The organism is Streptomyces sp. VTCC 41912, from assembly GCF_045799175.1.
Taxonomy (GTDB): Bacteria; Actinomycetota; Actinomycetes; order Streptomycetales; family Streptomycetaceae; genus Streptomyces; species Streptomyces albulus_C.
Genome location: NZ_JBJMAB010000014.1, coordinates 105,888 through 121,376, shown reverse-complemented (window position 1 = coordinate 121,376; position 15,489 = coordinate 105,888). Strand labels below are relative to the sequence as shown.

General features: G+C 71.7%; 16 protein-coding genes and 1 pseudogene. 9 read left to right on the top strand and 8 right to left on the bottom strand.

Going from position 1 to position 15,489, the window contains the following annotated elements; genetic code table 11:
- Window positions 1-125: 125 nt before the first annotated feature.
- The 4 genes and pseudogenes from ACJ6WD_RS21215 to ACJ6WD_RS21200 all read right to left on the bottom strand — a co-directional run.
- Entirely contained in the window at window positions 126-1,553 is a 1,428-nt protein-coding gene (locus ACJ6WD_RS21215) for an alkaline phosphatase family protein (protein WP_233661129.1), read from the bottom strand.
- Between the two features lie 433 nt (window positions 1,554-1,986).
- Window positions 1,987-2,598 carry a DUF4291 domain-containing protein gene (locus ACJ6WD_RS21210; RefSeq protein WP_407616326.1) on the bottom strand — a complete coding sequence of 204 codons (612 nt, stop codon included), beginning with the start codon at window positions 2,596-2,598 and terminating at the stop codon, window positions 1,987-1,989.
- Window positions 2,599-2,681: 83 nt separating this feature from the next.
- Window positions 2,682-3,245: a nucleoside deaminase gene (locus ACJ6WD_RS21205; protein WP_331248963.1), complete on the bottom strand. Its 564-nt coding sequence runs from the start codon at window positions 3,243-3,245 to the stop codon at window positions 2,682-2,684.
- A 218-nt stretch (window positions 3,246-3,463) separates the two neighbouring features.
- Window positions 3,464-3,844: pseudogene (locus ACJ6WD_RS21200) on the bottom strand (PLD nuclease N-terminal domain-containing protein); the annotation flags it as partial.
- Window positions 3,845-3,932: 88 nt separating this feature from the next.
- Between ACJ6WD_RS21200 and ACJ6WD_RS21195 the strand changes: the two are divergent.
- Together ACJ6WD_RS21195 and mqnP are read left to right on the top strand one after the other, a co-directional pair.
- Entirely contained in the window at window positions 3,933-5,387 is a 1,455-nt protein-coding gene (locus ACJ6WD_RS21195) for a menaquinone biosynthesis decarboxylase (protein WP_233661126.1), read from the top strand.
- Window positions 5,388-5,460: 73 nt separating this feature from the next.
- Window positions 5,461-6,363, top strand: a complete 903-nt coding sequence (gene mqnP, locus ACJ6WD_RS21190) for a menaquinone biosynthesis prenyltransferase MqnP (protein ID WP_233661125.1) — start codon at window positions 5,461-5,463, stop codon at window positions 6,361-6,363.
- A 27-nt stretch (window positions 6,364-6,390) separates the two neighbouring features.
- Here mqnP and ACJ6WD_RS21185 read toward each other — a convergent pair whose 3' ends face one another.
- Both ACJ6WD_RS21185 and ACJ6WD_RS21180 read right to left on the bottom strand, forming a co-directional pair.
- Complete coding sequence (locus ACJ6WD_RS21185; protein WP_233661124.1) at window positions 6,391-6,966, bottom strand: DUF4870 domain-containing protein; 576 nt, start codon at window positions 6,964-6,966, stop codon at window positions 6,391-6,393.
- A gap of 110 nt (window positions 6,967-7,076) precedes the next feature.
- A complete protein-coding gene (locus tag ACJ6WD_RS21180; RefSeq protein ID WP_376444068.1) occupies window positions 7,077-7,682 on the bottom strand; it encodes a rhomboid family intramembrane serine protease in 606 nt (201 codons plus the stop codon).
- Window positions 7,683-7,792: 110 nt separating this feature from the next.
- Here ACJ6WD_RS21180 and ACJ6WD_RS21175 point away from each other — a divergent pair, with 110 nt between their 5' ends.
- Window positions 7,793-8,542, top strand: a complete 750-nt coding sequence (locus ACJ6WD_RS21175; protein ID WP_020930670.1) for a UbiX family flavin prenyltransferase — start codon at window positions 7,793-7,795, stop codon at window positions 8,540-8,542.
- Here ACJ6WD_RS21175 and ACJ6WD_RS21170 read toward each other — a convergent pair.
- On the bottom strand, window positions 8,539-8,673 hold the full coding sequence (locus tag ACJ6WD_RS21170) for a hypothetical protein (RefSeq protein WP_016578585.1): 135 nt from the start codon (window positions 8,671-8,673) through the stop codon (window positions 8,539-8,541). The two genes, ACJ6WD_RS21175 and ACJ6WD_RS21170, sit on opposite strands and share 4 nt — an antisense overlap.
- A 125-nt stretch (window positions 8,674-8,798) precedes the next feature.
- On the opposite strand from ACJ6WD_RS21170, the gene ACJ6WD_RS21165 reads away from it, so the two are divergent.
- The 5 genes from ACJ6WD_RS21165 to ACJ6WD_RS21145 all read left to right on the top strand — a co-directional run bounded on the left by ACJ6WD_RS21165 (window position 8,799) and on the right by ACJ6WD_RS21145 (window position 13,355).
- Window positions 8,799-9,257 (top strand): Lrp/AsnC family transcriptional regulator, encoded by a 459-nt coding sequence (locus ACJ6WD_RS21165; protein ID WP_016578586.1) that lies wholly within the window; start codon window positions 8,799-8,801, stop codon window positions 9,255-9,257.
- Between the two features lie 178 nt (window positions 9,258-9,435).
- On the top strand, window positions 9,436-10,599 hold the full coding sequence (mqnE, locus tag ACJ6WD_RS21160; RefSeq protein ID WP_016578587.1) for an aminofutalosine synthase MqnE: 1,164 nt from the start codon (window positions 9,436-9,438) through the stop codon (window positions 10,597-10,599).
- 41 nt (window positions 10,600-10,640) lie between these two features.
- Window positions 10,641-11,165 carry a GNAT family N-acetyltransferase gene (locus tag ACJ6WD_RS21155; protein ID WP_016578588.1) on the top strand — a complete coding sequence of 175 codons (525 nt, stop codon included), beginning with the start codon at window positions 10,641-10,643 and terminating at the stop codon, window positions 11,163-11,165.
- A 95-nt stretch (window positions 11,166-11,260) separates the two neighbouring features.
- Window positions 11,261-11,548 (top strand): DUF4229 domain-containing protein, encoded by a 288-nt coding sequence (locus tag ACJ6WD_RS21150; RefSeq protein ID WP_016578589.1) that lies wholly within the window; start codon window positions 11,261-11,263, stop codon window positions 11,546-11,548.
- A 436-nt stretch (window positions 11,549-11,984) separates the two neighbouring features.
- On the top strand, window positions 11,985-13,355 hold the full coding sequence (locus ACJ6WD_RS21145) for a dicarboxylate/amino acid:cation symporter (RefSeq protein WP_233661121.1): 1,371 nt from the start codon (window positions 11,985-11,987) through the stop codon (window positions 13,353-13,355).
- A 96-nt stretch (window positions 13,356-13,451) separates the two neighbouring features.
- Here the strand turns inward: ACJ6WD_RS21145 and ACJ6WD_RS21140 are convergent, their stop codons facing one another.
- Entirely contained in the window at window positions 13,452-14,363 is a 912-nt protein-coding gene (locus tag ACJ6WD_RS21140) for an alpha/beta fold hydrolase (RefSeq protein WP_407616325.1), read from the bottom strand.
- 149 nt (window positions 14,364-14,512) lie between these two features.
- Here ACJ6WD_RS21140 and ACJ6WD_RS21135 point away from each other — a divergent pair, with 149 nt between their 5' ends.
- A complete protein-coding gene (locus tag ACJ6WD_RS21135) occupies window positions 14,513-15,190 on the top strand; it encodes a TetR/AcrR family transcriptional regulator (RefSeq protein ID WP_407616324.1) in 678 nt (225 codons plus the stop codon).
- Window positions 15,191-15,489: the final 299 nt, after the last annotated feature.

The window sequence follows — 15,489 nt, the reverse complement described above, 5'->3', positions numbered from 1 at the left end:
GCGCCCGCCCCACCCGCAACACCCCGGTGCCGTACGGACCCACGGCCTCGCCCGCGAGGCCGTTCCGTACGGCACCGTCGTGTGTACGGGAGCCGCGCCGCCCCTACGGGAGCCGCGGCCCCGCCTCAGCGCCGCTTGCGCCCGCCGTGCTCCTGGCGCGGCGGCTTCTGGTCCGCCCCCGGCAGCGTCGGCTTGGGCAGGTGCGCCACCTCCCACTTCGCCTCGGCCAGCTTCTCGGCGGTGTCCCGCGGCAGCCGCGGCGGGTGGTGCGCCGGCGAACGGAAGCCGAACGCTGACGTCAGGTCGCCGAACGAGGCCCGTCGCCAGTCGGTGATGTTGGGCTCCGTCACCCCGGTGAACCGCTCCAGGAACTGCAGCACCGAGGTGTGGTCGAAGGCGTCGCCGGCCGCCCAGCCCCCCACCGTCCAGGGCGAGACGATCAGGCACGGCACCCGGAACCCGGCCCCGATCGGCAGCCCGCGGACGAACTCGTCCTTGGTGCCGGCCGGCGGCACCGGCGGCGGCACGTGGTCGAAGAGGCCGTCGTTCTCGTCGTAGTTCAGGATGAAGGCCGTCTTGGCCCACACCTTGGGGTTCGCGGCGATCGCCTCGATCTTCTTGGCCACGAAGTCGGCGCCGGCGGCCGGCAGGTAGTCCGGGTGCTCCGACTGGTAGCTGGTGGGGATGATCCAGGAGACCGCCGGCAGCCGGTCGTTGCGGGCGTCCTCCTCGAAGGCGCCGGCCGGTCCGGGCCGCACCCCCTTCTCGTACAGCGGGCTGCCCGGCTTGGCGTCCCGGAACGTCTGGAACTGCTCCAGCAGGTTGCAGCCGTAGTCGTCCTCCTCCTGGTACACCTTCCAGCTGACGCCGGCCGCCTCCAACCGCTCCGCGTACGTCGTCCAGCGGTACGGCTGGGGCGCGGTGTTGTTGAGGACCGGGCCGCCGCGGGTGCCGCCCGGGTCGAGGGTGCCGGTCATCCAGTACAGCCGGTTGGGCCAGGTGGGCCCGAAGACCGAGCAGAAGTAGTTGTCGCAGAGGGTGAACGCCTCGGCGAGGGCGAACTGGAAGGGGATGTCCGCGCGGGTGTGGTAGCCCATCACGTACGGGCCGTTGACGCCGTCGGCCTTGCGGTGCGCGGGCAGCCAGCGGTCCATCTTGCCGCCGTTCCACGCCTCGTGCTGGACCGACCAGGCGTGGCTGGTGGAGGGGATGGCCTGGGCGCTGGAGGTGTGGGTGTTGAGGCGGAACGGCAGCAGGTAGCCGTCGGGGTTCTCCGGGTCCGGCTGGTAGAAGACGGACCGGCCGGTGGACAGGGTGAGCGCGTCCGGGTCGTTGAAGCCGCGGACGCCGCGCAGAGTGCCGAAGTAGTGATCGAAAGAACGGTTCTCCTGCATCAGCAGGACCACGTGTTCGATGTCGCGCAGGGTGCCGTGCCGCGGCGGGCCGGCGGCGACGGCCTTCTGGACGCTGGGCGGCAGCAACGACAGCGCAGCGGTGCCGCCGATCGCCCCGGCCGCCGAGCCGAGGAGTCTGCGTCGGGTCATATTCGGCATATGTGCCACTCTCCCTGAGTCGCGGAAGCTCTCGGTGGGCCGTCCCGACTGTGGCGGCGACGCAGTTTCCCGGGCAGGGGGAGGTTGCTGAACGCTGAGTCAAATGGCCATGAACACACCAGAGTTGGCTGATCGGCCCTACGTCTCGTACGTCACCCGAAGCAGCGCTCGACCACTCGTGCACCACCCCGGCTACGCCTTTGTGGCGATTGACGAGGACACGCCGCTTACGCCCGGAGTTCGCCCGGGTGCCGGGCACGGGCGCCGACGCGGGGCCACTCTCCTGGCGGACTCCACCCGCTCGCGGACCCGGGACCGCAGGGCGTCGGCCGCGGGCCCCCGGGAAGGCGGGCGCACGCTAGCGGACCCCCGCGCGGCGGAGCAAGGCGGTCCGGGCGGGCCGGGGGCGGCCGGAAGCGGCCGTCGTCGTGCCTCAGCGCAGCCGCGCCAGGGCCGCCTCCGGCGCGGGGTACGGGCGCTCGTCGGGCAGCAGCTCCCGGGCGGCCCGGTCCTCGCCCGCGCGCACCAGTGCCCGCACCTTCCGGGCCAGCGGCGTCACGTCGCGGACGGCCACGGTCCACTCGTCCGCGTACGCCCGCGCCAACTCGCCCGACAGCCCGAGCTGGAGGGAGCGGTGCGGCAGCGGCTTCAGGTGCAGATCGCGCTCGGGGTCCCACTGGACCCGGGCCGGCGCGCGGCGCAGCGCGCGCTGCCAGGCGGCGCGGTCCGGGTGGAGCCCGGGGACGTAGTGCGACAGGCACGCCCGGTCCAGCGCCAGGTCGAAGCCGGCGCGGGTGATCTCCACGGCCAGCACCGTCTCCTGATCGGCCTTGGTGGCCCAGCCGCAGCGGTACATCATCCACAGGAACGACGGCTTGATCCACGTCATCCGGTCGCGCTTCCAGGCGGCCGGGAACCGTCCGTCGCGCGCGGCGGGCAGCCCCAGTGACGGCGCGTACGCCTGGTAGGCGGTGACGGTGTCCGCGGTGTGCAGCGCCCGGATGCGGCAGGACGGCTCACGGGCGGCGGTGGTGCCGGTGCTCATGGCGGCATCCTGCCGGGGCCGGGCGGCGCCGGCCACCGGATTACGCGCCCCGGCCGGGGGCCCCGCGGCGGCCGCAGGGGGCTTCAGCCGCCGCCGATGTCCTCGTGCCACAGCTCCGGCTGCGCCCCGATGAAGTCCCGCATCATCGCCGCGCACCCGGGGTCGTCGAGCAGCACGATCCGCACGCCGTGCCGGGCCAGCCAGTCGTGGCCGCCGTGGAACGTCCGGGCCTCGCCGATGACCACCCGGGAGATGCCGAACTGCCGGACCAGCCCGCTGCACAGCCAGCACGGCGAGAGCGTGGTGACCAGCGTCGTGCCGCGGTAACCGGGTTGCCGCCCGGCCGCCCGGAACGCGGCGACCTCGGCGTGCAGCGCCGGATCGCCGTCCTGGACACGGCGGTTGCGGCCACGGCCCAACAGCGCGCCGTCCGGGCCGTAGAGCGCCGCCCCCACCGGGACGCCGCCCTCGGCGAGCCCCGCCCGCGCCTCGGCGACGGCCGTGGCGAGCATGGCCCGGGCCTGTTCCTGGAGGTGGTCGGGGTGCCCGCACGGGTCGTCGTGGCCGTCGACGCGGCCGTAGCGGCGGACGGCGTCGCGGTCCTGCCCCCACTCCCGCGTCGGGTCGGGATCCGGTGCCTGGTCCATGCCGGTCACTCTCCCCGCCCGGCCGGGCAGTGGCAACGCGGGCTGGGCCGGACGGCCGTGAGGCCCGCTCAGGACGCGGCGGGCGGGGTGTCCTCGGGGTCCTTGCCGCTCTTGTCGGTCGTGTCGGTCTTGTCGGCCCCGTCGGTCCTGCCGTCCTTGCCGGTCCCGCCGCCCTTGCCGCTCGCGCCGTCGCCGGTGCCGGTCCCGCCGTCGGCGGCCCCGGTCTCCTTGCGCCGCAGGTCCTCCTCGCGGCGCCGCAGATCGGCCTCCCAGTCCTTCAGCAGCGCCTCGTCCTTCTTGTTCTCCTCGCGCAGGGACCGCAGGAACTCGGGGTTGTCGTCCGGTGCCACCCACTTCGTGCCGCGGTTGCGGTGCCACTCGGCGGGCGTGCCGCCGGCGCCGCCGGCCGCCGGCTGCCGCTGCTTGCCGGCCGCCAGCCAGGCGATCGGCCCGATCAGCACCTCGCCGAACAGCAGGATGATCAGCACCCACACCACCTTGGGCAGGCCGCGCACCTGCGACTCGGGGGTGTTGACGCAGTCGATGAAGGCGTAGATCCACAGTGCCAGCACCAGAAGGAACGGCAGATACCTGAGCATTGCGGATGGTCCCCCTGCGCGTGCGTGCGGGCCCTTCGGCGGGGCCCCGTGACCCGTACAGGGTAGTGCGTACCGGATACTGGAGCGCATGGCTTACGACGATCTTCGCTCCCTGCTGCGGGCCCTGGAGCGCGAGGGCGACCTGACGCGCATCAAGGCCGAGGTCGACCCGTACCTGGAGGTCGGCGAGATCGTGGACCGGGTGCAGAAGGCCGGCGGGCCGGCGCTGCTCTTCGAGAACGTCAAGGGCTCGTCGATGCCGCTGGCGATGAACGTCTACGGCACCGACCGCCGCCTGCTGAAGGCCCTCGGCCTCACGTCGTACGGGGAGATCAGCGAGAAGATCGGCGGGCTGCTCAAGCCCGAGCTGCCGCACGGCTTCGTGGGCGTGCGCGAGGCGTTCGGCAAGCTCGCCAACATGACGCACGTCCCACCGAAGAAGCTCAAGGGCGACGCGCCCGTCCAGGAGGTCGTGCTCACCGGCGACGACGTCGACCTGGAGAAGCTGCCGGCGCTGTTCACCTGGCCCAAGGACGGCGGGTCCTTCTTCAACCTCGGTCTGACCCACACCAAGCACCCCGAGACCGGCGTCCGCAACCTCGGCCTCTACCGCCTCCAGCGCCACGACAAGCGCACCATCGGGATGCACTGGCAGATCCACAAGGACAGCCGCAACCACTACCAGGTCGCCGCCAAGCGCGGTGAGCGGCTGCCGGTCGCCATCGCCTTCGGCTGCCCGCCGGCGGTGACGTACGCCTCGACCGCACCGCTGCCCGGCGACATCGACGAGTACCTCTTCGCCGGCTTCCTCCAGGGCAAGCGGGTCGAGATGGTGGACTGCAAGACCGTCCCGCTCCAGGTCCCGGCGCACGCCGAGGTCGTCATCGAGGGCTGGCTGGAGCCCGGCGAGATGCTGCCGGAGGGCCCGTTCGGCGATCACACCGGCTTCTACACGCCGCAGGAGCCCTTCCCGGCGCTGAAGATCGACTGCGTGACGATGCGGAAGCGCCCGCTGCTCCAGTCGATCGTCGTGGGCCGCCCGCCGACCGAGGACGGGCCGCTGGGCCGGGCCACCGAGCGGTTCTTCCTCCCGCTCCTGAAGATCATCGTGCCGGACATCGTGGACTACCACCTGCCCGAGTCCGGTGGCTTCCACAACTGTGCGATCGTCTCGATCGACAAGAAGTACCCCAAGCACGCCCAGAAGGTCATGCACGCCATCTGGGGCGCCCACATGATGTCGCTGACCAAGCTGATCGTCGTGGTCGACGCGGACTGCGACGTGCACGACCTCCACGAGGTCTCCTGGCGGGCGCTGGGCAACACCGACTACGCCCGCGACCTGACCGTCGTCGAGGGCCCCGTCGACCACCTCGACCACGCCTCCTACCAGCAGTTCTGGGGTGGCAAGGCGGGCATCGACGCCACCAGGAAGTGGCCCGAGGAGGGCTACACCCGCGACGGCGGCTGGCCGGACATGGTCGAGTCGGACCCGAAGACCGCGGCGCTGGTCGACCGCCGCTGGAAGGAGTACGGGCTGTGAGCGAGCCTGGCGTACCGACGATCAACAGGTGCGTGCCGTGCGCGTGCCGGGCCGAGCGCAGTGAGGTTCCCGCATGAGTGCATCCGCCGCCGCGGTACCGCAGCCGGGCAGGACGCGGGCCTTCCTGCGGCTCGTCGTCATCGAGCACTCGGTCTTCGCGCTGCCCTTCGCCTACATCGCGGCCTTCACCGCGATGCACCAGCTCGACCGGAACGTCCACTGGGTCCGGCTGCTGCTCGTCACCGTCGCCATGGTCGGCCTGCGCACCTTCGCGATGGCCGCCAACCGCATCATCGACCGGGAGATCGACGCCCGTAACCCGCGCACGGCCGGGCGCGAACTGGTCACCGGCGCGGTGTCGGTGCGCTCCGCCTGGACCGGTGCGCTGGTCGCGGTGGTGGTCTTCCTGGGCGCGGCCGCGCTGCTCAACCCGCTGTGCCTGGCGCTGGCGCCGGTCGCGGTGGTCCCGATGGTCGTCTATCCGTACGGGAAGCGCTTCACCAACTTCCCGCACGCGATCCTGGGCCTGGCCCAGGCGATCGCCCCGGTCGGCGCCTGGCTCGCGGTCACCGGTTCGTGGTCGTGGGAGTCGGTGATCCTCGGTCTCGCGGTCGGCATCTGGATCGGCGGCTTCGACCTGATCTATGCCTGCCAGGACGTCGAGGCGGACCGCCGCAACGGCGTGCTGTCCGTACCGGCCCGCTTCGGCGTGCCGGGGGCGCTCTGGGGCGCCCGCTGGTGCCACGTCGCCACCACCGCGCTGCTGGCGTGGTACGGCGTCGCGATCGGCGCCGGGGTCTTCTTCTGGATCGGTCTGGTGATCGTGGCGGTGGCGTTCTGCTACGAGCACGCGATCGTGCGCCCGCACGACACCTCGCGGCTCAACCGGGCGTTCTTCCAGGTCAACAGCTTCATCGGGATCGCGCTGTTCGTCTGCGCGCTGCTCGACCTGTTCGTCCGCGGCCTGACGCCCTGACGCCCCGTCGCCCTGACGCCCGGCCGGTCAGCCCTTGTGGAGCGGCCAGGCGATCAGTCGGGGGTAGCTCCACGGCTCGCCCTTGCTGGCCTTGATGGTGCCGATGATGGCGCAGACCAGCCCGGACACGGCGTAGGCCGCCATGATCACCATGATTGTCACCAGTGGCACGGCCAGCCCCGGCGGAGCGTCGCTGCTCCCGCTGCCGTCGGCCGCGGCGAAGGTGATCGCGCTGCCGAAGTAGAGCAGCACGCCGAGCGTCGCGACGACGGCCTGGGTGATGCCGAAGTTCAGCGCCTGGGTGGCGTGATGGCGGACGTACGGATCGTGCTTGTGACGGGCGTTGCTGCGGATCGACAGCGGGACGATCCAGCCGAGGAACCCGCCCAGGCCGCAGAAGATCGAGCCGGCGGAGATGGTCAGCAGCGCCCCGAGGTGTGCCCACATCGCCGGGCTCGTCGAGGGCCGGGGAAGCGGGGCGCCGTACCCGGGGCCGGTGGGGTAGCCGTAGCCGGGCGCGCCCGGCTGGCCGTACCCGCCGGGCGGGGGCTGTTGCTGCCAGCCCCCGGGCGGGCCGTACCCCGGCTGGTGGTGGTCGGACATGCTGCATTCCCCCCGAAGTGCTGGTGCCGTCGGCTCGCCGGGCCGCCGCGGACGGTGTGGAGCAGTGCCGATGCCGGCTCCCGGCCGCCTTCGAGCCTTGTACGTCGAGACTACGAGAGGGGTCCGACAACGACGCCCGTCGGCTGTGCCGCCCGCCCCCGCTCGCGCAGGACGACCGCCGCCAGCACCCCGCCGACCAGCCCGAACAGGTGGCCCTGCCAGCTGATCCCGCTGGTGGTGGGCAGCGCGCCCCACAGGATCGAGCCGTAGACCACGGCGACGCCCACCCCGATCCCGATGTCCAGCACCTTGCGTTCGATGAAGCCGCGGACCAGCAGGTACCCGAAGAGCCCGAAGACCACGCCGGAGGCGCCCGCGGTGTTGCTGTGCTGCGCGGCGGTCAGCCACACGCCGAGCCCGCTGACGACGATGATCAGCAGGGCCGCGGCCAGGAACCGCCGGATGCCGCTGCGCAGTGCGGCGACGAAGCCCAGCACCAGCAACGGCAGGGTGTTGGCGGCCAGATGGTCGAAGCCGAAGTGGAGGAAGGCGGCGGGGACCACGTCGACCAGCTCGGCCGGATCGCGGGGCTGGATGCCGAAGGCGTCGAGGGCGTTGCCGCTGAGGGCGTCCACGCCCTCCAGGACCCACAGCAGCGCCACCCAGCCCAGCATCAGCAGGAGCGCGGGTCTGGCCCGTGCGGTGCGCGGCGTCATCGTCGGCCCCCTCGTCGTCGGCGTCTGCGGTCGGCTCCCCGGCGTCCTGCCGGCGCACAGGTAGTAACGGTCGTGACGGCCCCGACGGTTCCGCCGGATAGGCTCGATCCGTGGAGCCGCCGCACAACGACACCAGCAAGAACGCCAGCGCCGCGCACGACAGCGCCGAGCCGGACCCGGGCCGCCGGCCGTGGGTCGTCGGGGTCTCCGGCGCGTCCGGGACGCCGTACGCCGCCTCCGTGCTGCGCGGGTTGCTCGCGGCCGGGGAGGCGGTAGACCTCGTCGTCAGCCGGGCGTCGCGACTGACCTTGATGGACGAGACCCGGATCGCCTTCCGGGACGCGCACTGGCGCAGCGACCTGCGGGAGTGGCTGGCGCGCGGCGCGGACGGCAAGCCGGACGCCTTCCCCGTGACCGAGGAGGAGTTGGCGGGGGTCCGCTACTGGCCGGCCGGCGATCTGGCCGCGGGGCCGTCGTCGGGGTCGTATCCGGCGAAGGGGATGGTGATCGTCCCGGCGAGCACGGCGTGTGTGGCCGGCGTGGCGCTGGGACTGTCGAAGGACCTGTTGCAGCGGGTGGCGAGCGTGACGCTCAAGGAGCGGCGGCCGCTGGTCGTCGCGGTGCGGGAGACCCCGCTGAACGGGCAGACGCTGAAGCATCTGGTGGCGCTGGACGAGGCGGGCGCCGTGGTGCTGCCCGCCTCTCCGGCGTTCTACGCGGGTGCGACGCACATCCAGGATCTGGTGGACTTCGTCGCGGGCCGGGTGCTCGATGCGGCTCAGGTGCCGCACGGGCTGTACCGGCGGTGGGAAGGGGAGCTGGGGGGCGGCTCCAAGGGGGAGGCCCCGAAGGCTCGTTAGCGCTTCTTGGTGGTGGCGCGGCCCAGGCGGCGTCGTGCCCGCGGGGTCGCGGGCTGCTGGGCGGCACGGGAACGATTGGCCTGGTCCTGCAGCTCACGCATGCGGGCGTAGGCCATCTCGATCGAGTACACGGTGACAACTCCTGTTGAAAGATCGTCCTTGATCATTCTAAATGAATCACAGGGCTCGGGCCCTGTATGCCTTAGATTCTACATGCAGAACGCAGAAAAGCGGAAAGATTGGAAGGCTTGAGGGCATGGACGCGGTGGATAGGCAGCTCATCCAGGCACTTCGTGAGAACGGCAGGGCCTCCTACGCGGAGCTCGGCCGGCTCGTCGGCCTCTCCGGTCCCAGCGTCACGGACCGGATCAACCGCCTCGAAGCGGCCGGAGTGATCACCGGATACCGTGCGACGGTCGACGCCGCCTCGCTCGGACTCGGCGTCACCGCACTGGTCGGCATCTCCCTGTCGGACGCCGCCGACCACGAGGACGTCGCCCGCCGGCTCAAGGACCTCGAAGAGATCGAGGACTGCTGGTTCATCGCCGGCGACGACTCCTACATGCTCAAGGTGCGGGTCGGCGACGTCGACGGGCTGGAGCGCACCATCCGGCGGCTGTCCGGCACCAAGGGCGTCTCCCGGACGCGGACCACGATCGTGCTCTCCACCAAGTGGGAGAACCGCGTCGGCGAACTCCCCGAAGAGGTCGACTGAGTCGGGCGCTCACCGGGGCGGGCGGCGCCGCCGGGGCACTTTCCAGGGGTCGCCGCCCGCCGTGGAACCGGGGGAGTAGGCTCGGCGAAGCCCGTTTTTCGTAGGAAACGGCCAGCGTTTCACGTGAAACGGCCGGTGACAGACAGAGATGGTGGGAGGCGACCCGATGGCTGCGTCGATGGATGCCGGCCTCAAGCGCGAGCTGGAGGCCAAGGTCCGCGCCGGCGAACGGCTGACCCGCGAGGACGGAATCGCCCTCTACGAGTCCGACGACCTGGCCTGGCTGGGGGGTCTCGCCCACGAGGTGCGGACCCGCAAGAACGGCGACGTCGTCCACTTCAACGTCAACCGTCACCTCAACATGACCAACGTGTGCACCGCGTCCTGCGCGTACTGCTCGTTCCAGCGCAAGCCGGGCGAGAAGGACGCGTACACGATGCGCATCGAGGAGGCCGTCCGCCTCGCCAAGGCGATGGAGAACGAGAACCTCACCGAGCTGCACATCGTCAACGGCCTGCACCCGACCCTGCCGTGGCGCTACTACCCGCGCTCGCTGCGGGAGCTGAAGAACGCGCTGCCGCACGTCTCGCTCAAGGCGTTCACCGCCACCGAGATCCACCACTTCGAGACCATCTCCGGGCTGTCCGCCTCGGAGATCCTCGACGAGCTGATCGACGCCGGCCTGGAGTCGCTGACCGGCGGCGGCGCCGAGATCTTCGACTGGGAGGTCCGGCAGCACATCGTCGACCACGCCACCCACTGGGAGGACTGGTCGCGGATCCACCGCCTCGCCCACGCAAAGGGCCTCAAGACCCCCGCCACCATGCTCTACGGGCACATCGAGGAGCCCCGCCACCGCGTCGACCACGTCCTGCGGCTGCGTGAACTCCAGGACGAGACCGGCGGTTTCCAGGTCTTCATCCCGCTGCGCTACCAGCACGACTTCGTGGACATGAAGGACGGCAAGGTCCGCAACAAGCTCCAGGCGCGGACCACGATGGCCAGCGGTGCCGAGGCCCTGAAGACCTTCGCGGTCTCCCGGCTGCTCTTCGACAACGTCCCGCACGTCAAGGTCTTCTGGGTGATGCACGGCGTGCAGACCGCCCAGCTCGCGCTCCAGCACGGCGCGGACGACATGGACGGCTCGGTCGTCGAGTACAAGATCACGCACGACGCGGACAACTACGGCACGCCGAACAAGCTCACCCGCGACGACCTGCTGGAGCTGATCCGCGACGCCGGCTTCCGGCCCGTCGAGCGCAACACCCGCTACGAGACCATCCGCGAGTACCCCGGCCCGGACGCCGAGCGCCGCGAGTCCCCGCAGCCGATGCGGCTCTGACACCACCCCCGGCCCCGCGGGGCCCCGGTAGGGTCCGCTCCATGAGCGTGCGCTTCGAGCTGGACCCTGCCGTCACCCCGGAAGTCCGCGACGGGATCCGCGCACTGTGGGCGGACGTCGCCAACGCGGGCGGTGCGGTCGGCCTGGTCCCGCCGGTGACCCCCGAAGACGTCCGCCCCGACCTCGTCCGCCACCTCGTGGCCCTCACCGAGGGCCGCGAGCGCCTGCTCATCGGTCGGGACGCCGCCGGCCGGGTCGTGGCCACCGCGTTCCTCACGCTCAACTGGCACCGGATGTCCACCCACTGGCTGTGGGTCTACACCGTGATGGTCCACCCGGACCTCCAGGGCCGGGGTGTCGGCCGCGCCCTGATGGCCGCGGTCGCCGACGCGGCCCGCGGCATCGACGACATCATCGGCCTGCGCCTGACCTGCCGCGGCGGCACCGGCCTGCGCCGCTTCTACGAGTCCTGCGGCTACAAGGAGATCGGCCGCGCCCCCCGCGCCATCAAGCTCGCCGACGGCGACTTCCGCGACGACATCACCATGTGGCTGGACCTGGCCTGAAGCGCCCTCGGCCGGGGGCCCGGAAGATCGCCCAGCGTCCTGTGCTTGACTGGACGGAGACCCTTTCGGTTGCCGTTGAGAAGAAGGTCCCGACCGTGAGTAGCCCCAAGTTCGCCACGCTCCGCTACACCGCCCTTCGCATCGGCCTGTTCGTTGCCAGCTTCGCCGTGGTGTGGGTGCTGGCGTACTTCCGGATCATTCCGCTCGGCGTCGGCAGCTCCAACACCGTCTGGCTGCTCCTCCTCGCCATCGTGATCTCCGCGCCGCTCAGCTTCGTGCTGCTGCGCAAGCAGCGGGACGCGATGTCCGAACAGATCGTGGCCAAGGTGGACCGCCAGAAGGAGCGTCTCGCGGCCAACCAGCGCATGGAGGACGGGCTGTAGGCCCCGTCCGTCCCCCCCGCCGGACTGTAAGACGCGTCACGTCGACGCGCGGTCCGGTCCCCACGTCCGCCCGGCGCCCGGTGCGCGGAGTCCCAACTCCCCGCACCGGGCGCCGATTTGCGTTTTCCCACCGGTTTTGGGGCGCCCGACCCCGCTCCCTCCCGACCCAAAGATTTTCTTTGGGTTCCTCAAAGTTCAAGTGTTAACGTTCCTGCCATGAAGACCGCAGCTGCGCCCTCGAACCCCATGAGCGTCCCGCTCGTGGTGCGCCTGCACGTCGATCTTTGCCGCTGTATGTCCGCGGCCTGTTGCCGCCGCTGACCCGTTCCCCCAGCGGCCGGAGATCCTGCTCGTACGTACGGACCTCCTGGCGCCACGTCATGCCGTTCCCGACGCCCCGCGTCCTCACGCCTTCCCCGTCTCCGGAGTGTGTCCGTTGTCCACGTCTGCCCAGACTCCCGCGCCCGCCGGGGCGCCCCAGACCCCGAAGACCTCCCGAATACCCAAGATCCCGTTCTGGGTGCAGATCCTGGCCGGCCTCGTCCTCGGCGTGCTGCTCGGCTGGGCCGCCAAGAGCGGTGACATCGGCTGGCTCGGCTCCACCCTGGAGCACATCGGCGACCTCTTCGTCCAGCTGCTGAAGCTGGCCGTCGCCCCCCTGGTCTTCTTCGCGATCCTGGTCTCGATCACCAACCTGCGGCAGGTCAACAACGCCGCGCGGCTGGCCACCCGCACCCTGCTGTGGTTCATGGTCACCTCGCTCATCGCGGTGGCGATCGGCCTGGCCATCGGCCTGCTGACGCACCCCGGCGCGGGCACCGGACTGACTCCCAAGGACGGCAAGCTCCCCCAGCACACCGGCTCCTGGATCGACTTCCTCACCGGCATCGTCCCCACCGACGTCATCACGCCGTTCACCGAGCTCAACGTCCTGCAGATCGTCTTCATCGCGGCCGTCGCCGGCATCGCCGCACTCCAGCTCGGCGAGAAGGCCGAGCCGGTCCTCAAGCTCAGCCGCGCCACCCTGGAACTGCTCCAGAAGGCGCTGTGGTGGGTCATCCGCCTGGCCCCGATCGGCACCGTCGGCCTCATCGGCCACGCCATCGCCACCTACGGCTGGAACCTCATCGGCAAGTACGCGACCTTCACCGTCGACATCTACGTCGGCTGCGCGCTGGTCCTCTTCGTCGTCTACCCGCTGCTGCTCTCCACCGTCGCCAAGGTCAACCCGCTGCAGTTCTTCCGCGGCGCCTGGCCCGCCATCCAGCTGGCGTTCGTCTCCCGCTCCTCGGTGGGCACCATGCCGGTCACCCAGAAGGTCACCGAGCGCCTCGGCGTGCCGAAGGAGTACGCCTCCTTCGCGGTGCCGTTCGGTTCGACGACCAAGATGGACGGTTGCGCCTCGATCTACCCGGCGATCGCCGCGATCTTCATCGCGCAGATCTTCAACGTGCACCTGAGCATCGCCGACTACGTCCTGATCGCCTTCGTCTCGGTCATCGGCTCCGCCGCCACCGCCGGCCTCACCGGCGCCACGGTCATGCTGACCCTGACCCTCTCCACGCTGGGCCTGCCCCTGGAGGGCGTCGGCCTGCTGATGGCCATCGACCCGATCCTGGACATGATGCGGACCGCCACCAACGTGGCCGGCCAGTCCGTCATCCCGATCCTGGTCTCGGCCCGCGAGAAGATCCTGGACCGCGACGCCTACGCCCGTGCGACCAGCATCAGCATCGGCGACACCGACGCCGGCGCCGAGGCCACCGGGTCCGCCGCCGAGCGCGAGCCGGCCCCGGCCGCGGCCTGACGCCACCCACCGGGGTCCGCCCCGCAGCACCCGCAACGCCCCCGCGGCCCGTACGAGGCCGCGGGGGCGCTGTCGTGCGCGGCGGCGCGCACCGCGTCAACGGGCGAGTGCCACCGCGCCGGTGTGCGCCAGGATCGCCGCCGCGAGCGGGCGGTGGACCGCCGGCGGCAGCGCGTGCCCCATTCCCTCCACCTCGACCAGCCGCGCGCCCCGCACCGCCTGTGCGAGGTGCTGCGGGTGCGGCGGCGGGAACACCGGCTCGGCCGGGGCGCAGACCACCAACGTCGGCACGGCGTTGCGCGCCAGTTCCTCGGTGCGGAGCATCCCGCCGTCGTCGGCGCGCCCGTGGGCGGTGCCCACGCGGTGGTGGCCGGTGTGCGCGACGACCCGGCGCTCCAGGTCGCGGAAGAACGCCTCGTCGAACGGCAACCGCCCGCCGTCGAGCACCCGCCAGTGCGCGATCCGGCGCTCGATCTCGGCCGCTTCGCCGTGGTCCACCACCGGCCGGGCCCACATCTCCAGCACCTCCGGGGCGATGCCCGGCAACGCGTCCACCGGGACGGTGGAGCCGTCGGGCCGGGTGTACGGGACGGTGCTGAGGGCGCAGGTGCCCATCAGCGTGGCGCTGAGCAGCCGGTCGGGGTGGTCGGCGAGGAGCAGTTGCACCAGCATGCCGCCCAGCGACAGTCCGACCACGTGCGCCCGCTCGACGCCGAGCCCGTCCAGCACGGCGACCGCATCGGCGGCCAGGTCCGTGACCCGGTACGGACGGTCCTCGAACGGCCAGGTGGAGCGGCCGGTGTCCCGGTGGTCGTAGCGGATCACCCGGTGGTGCGCGGCCAGTGCGTCCACCAGCGGCTCCGGCCAGCCGACGCCGCTGGCCTGCGCGCCCATGACCAGCAGCAGCGCCGGTGCGTCGACGGGTCCCCGCTGCTCGGTCCACAGCCGGATTCCCGGGGCGACCTCGACGAACTGCTCGTGCACCGCCGTCCCTCGTTGCTGCACCATGCGCGGACCTCCTCGATTCCCAATGAAACGAACCGTATCGTCTCGTTGTGTCTCACATCATGTCAAGCGAGCGGGCGCGGAGGGCGAAGATCGTAAACTTACTTTGCGGTAAATGCCGCAAAGGGGCGGGCTGATGGAGGGGCTTGAGGGTGGGAGCTGCCAAGCGCAAGCGGGTGCCGCGGGCGGTCCGGGAGCAGCAGATGATGGACGCCGCGGTGCGGACGTTCGCGCGGTGCGGGTACCGGGCCGCCTCCATGGACGAGATCGCCGAACTCGCCGGCGTCTCCAAGCCGCTGGTCTACCTCTACCTCCACTCCAAGGAAGACCTCTTCGGCGCGGTCATCCGGCGCGAGTCCGCGGCGTTGGTGGCGGCCGTGACCGCGGCCGTCGAACCGGGCGCCGCCGCCGACCGCCAGCTCTGGAGCGGCCTGGCCGGCTTCTTCGCCCACACCGCCGCGCACCCCGACGGCTGGGCGGTGCTGCACCAGCAGGCGCGGGCCCAGGGTGAGCCCTTCGTCGCCGAAGTGGCGGCCATGCGGGCGGAGATCGTCCGGTTCGTCACCGGCCTGATCGGCGCCGCCGCGAAGGAGGCCGGCTGCGCCGGCGAACTGGCCGACCGCGAGGTGGCCGGCCAGGCCCACGCCCTGGTCGGCGCCGCCGAATCCCTCGCCGAATGGGTCAACGCCCCGGCCGCCGACGGCACTTCGTCCACCGCCGGCCCCGCACCGGACCGGCCCACGGCCGAGGAGGCCGCCGGCACCCTGATGAACTTCGCCTGGTCCGGCCTCGACCGCCGCATGCGCGGCGAACGGTGGGCCCCGGCCTGACCCGACCGGCGGCCGGCGCGCCACCGTCCCCCGGCCGTACGGGAATTGCCGTGCACGGGCATTGGCCAGCCCCGTGCCCCGGGCGTAAATTTACTGCGCAGTAAGGTTACCGTCGGGTCAGCGCCGAGAGGGGCCGGCACCTTGCTGCATCCACTGCGTTCCGGTCGACCGCGCCCACTCCGCCGCCGTCGCCGCGCGCCACCCCGTTGCCGCGGCCCACCCCGTCCGCGCCCCCACCGCCGCCGCCCCCCACCGGCGCCGCCCCCATCGGACCGCCGCCGTCCGGCAGCCACAACCGA

What these genes read in the sequence shown, in the direction of transcription:
- ACJ6WD_RS21215 (WP_233661129.1), bottom strand. Translation starts at nt 1,553, where the DNA reads ATGCCGAATATGACCCGACGCAGACTCCTCGGCTCGGCGGCCGGGGCG.
- ACJ6WD_RS21210 (WP_407616326.1), bottom strand. Translation starts at nt 2,598, where the DNA reads ATGAGCACCGGCACCACCGCCGCCCGTGAGCCGTCCTGCCGCATCCGG.
- ACJ6WD_RS21205 (WP_331248963.1), bottom strand. Translation starts at nt 3,245, where the DNA reads ATGGACCAGGCACCGGATCCCGACCCGACGCGGGAGTGGGGGCAGGAC.
- ACJ6WD_RS21195 (WP_233661126.1), top strand. Translation starts at nt 3,933, where the DNA reads ATGGCTTACGACGATCTTCGCTCCCTGCTGCGGGCCCTGGAGCGCGAG.
- mqnP (WP_233661125.1), top strand. Translation starts at nt 5,461, where the DNA reads ATGAGTGCATCCGCCGCCGCGGTACCGCAGCCGGGCAGGACGCGGGCC.
- ACJ6WD_RS21185 (WP_233661124.1), bottom strand. Translation starts at nt 6,966, where the DNA reads ATGTCCGACCACCACCAGCCGGGGTACGGCCCGCCCGGGGGCTGGCAG.
- ACJ6WD_RS21180 (WP_376444068.1), bottom strand. Translation starts at nt 7,682, where the DNA reads ATGACGCCGCGCACCGCACGGGCCAGACCCGCGCTCCTGCTGATGCTG.
- ACJ6WD_RS21165 (WP_016578586.1), top strand. Translation starts at nt 8,799, where the DNA reads ATGGACGCGGTGGATAGGCAGCTCATCCAGGCACTTCGTGAGAACGGC.
- mqnE (WP_016578587.1), top strand. Translation starts at nt 9,436, where the DNA reads ATGGATGCCGGCCTCAAGCGCGAGCTGGAGGCCAAGGTCCGCGCCGGC.
- ACJ6WD_RS21155 (WP_016578588.1), top strand. Translation starts at nt 10,641, where the DNA reads ATGAGCGTGCGCTTCGAGCTGGACCCTGCCGTCACCCCGGAAGTCCGC.
- ACJ6WD_RS21140 (WP_407616325.1), bottom strand. Translation starts at nt 14,363, where the DNA reads ATGGTGCAGCAACGAGGGACGGCGGTGCACGAGCAGTTCGTCGAGGTC.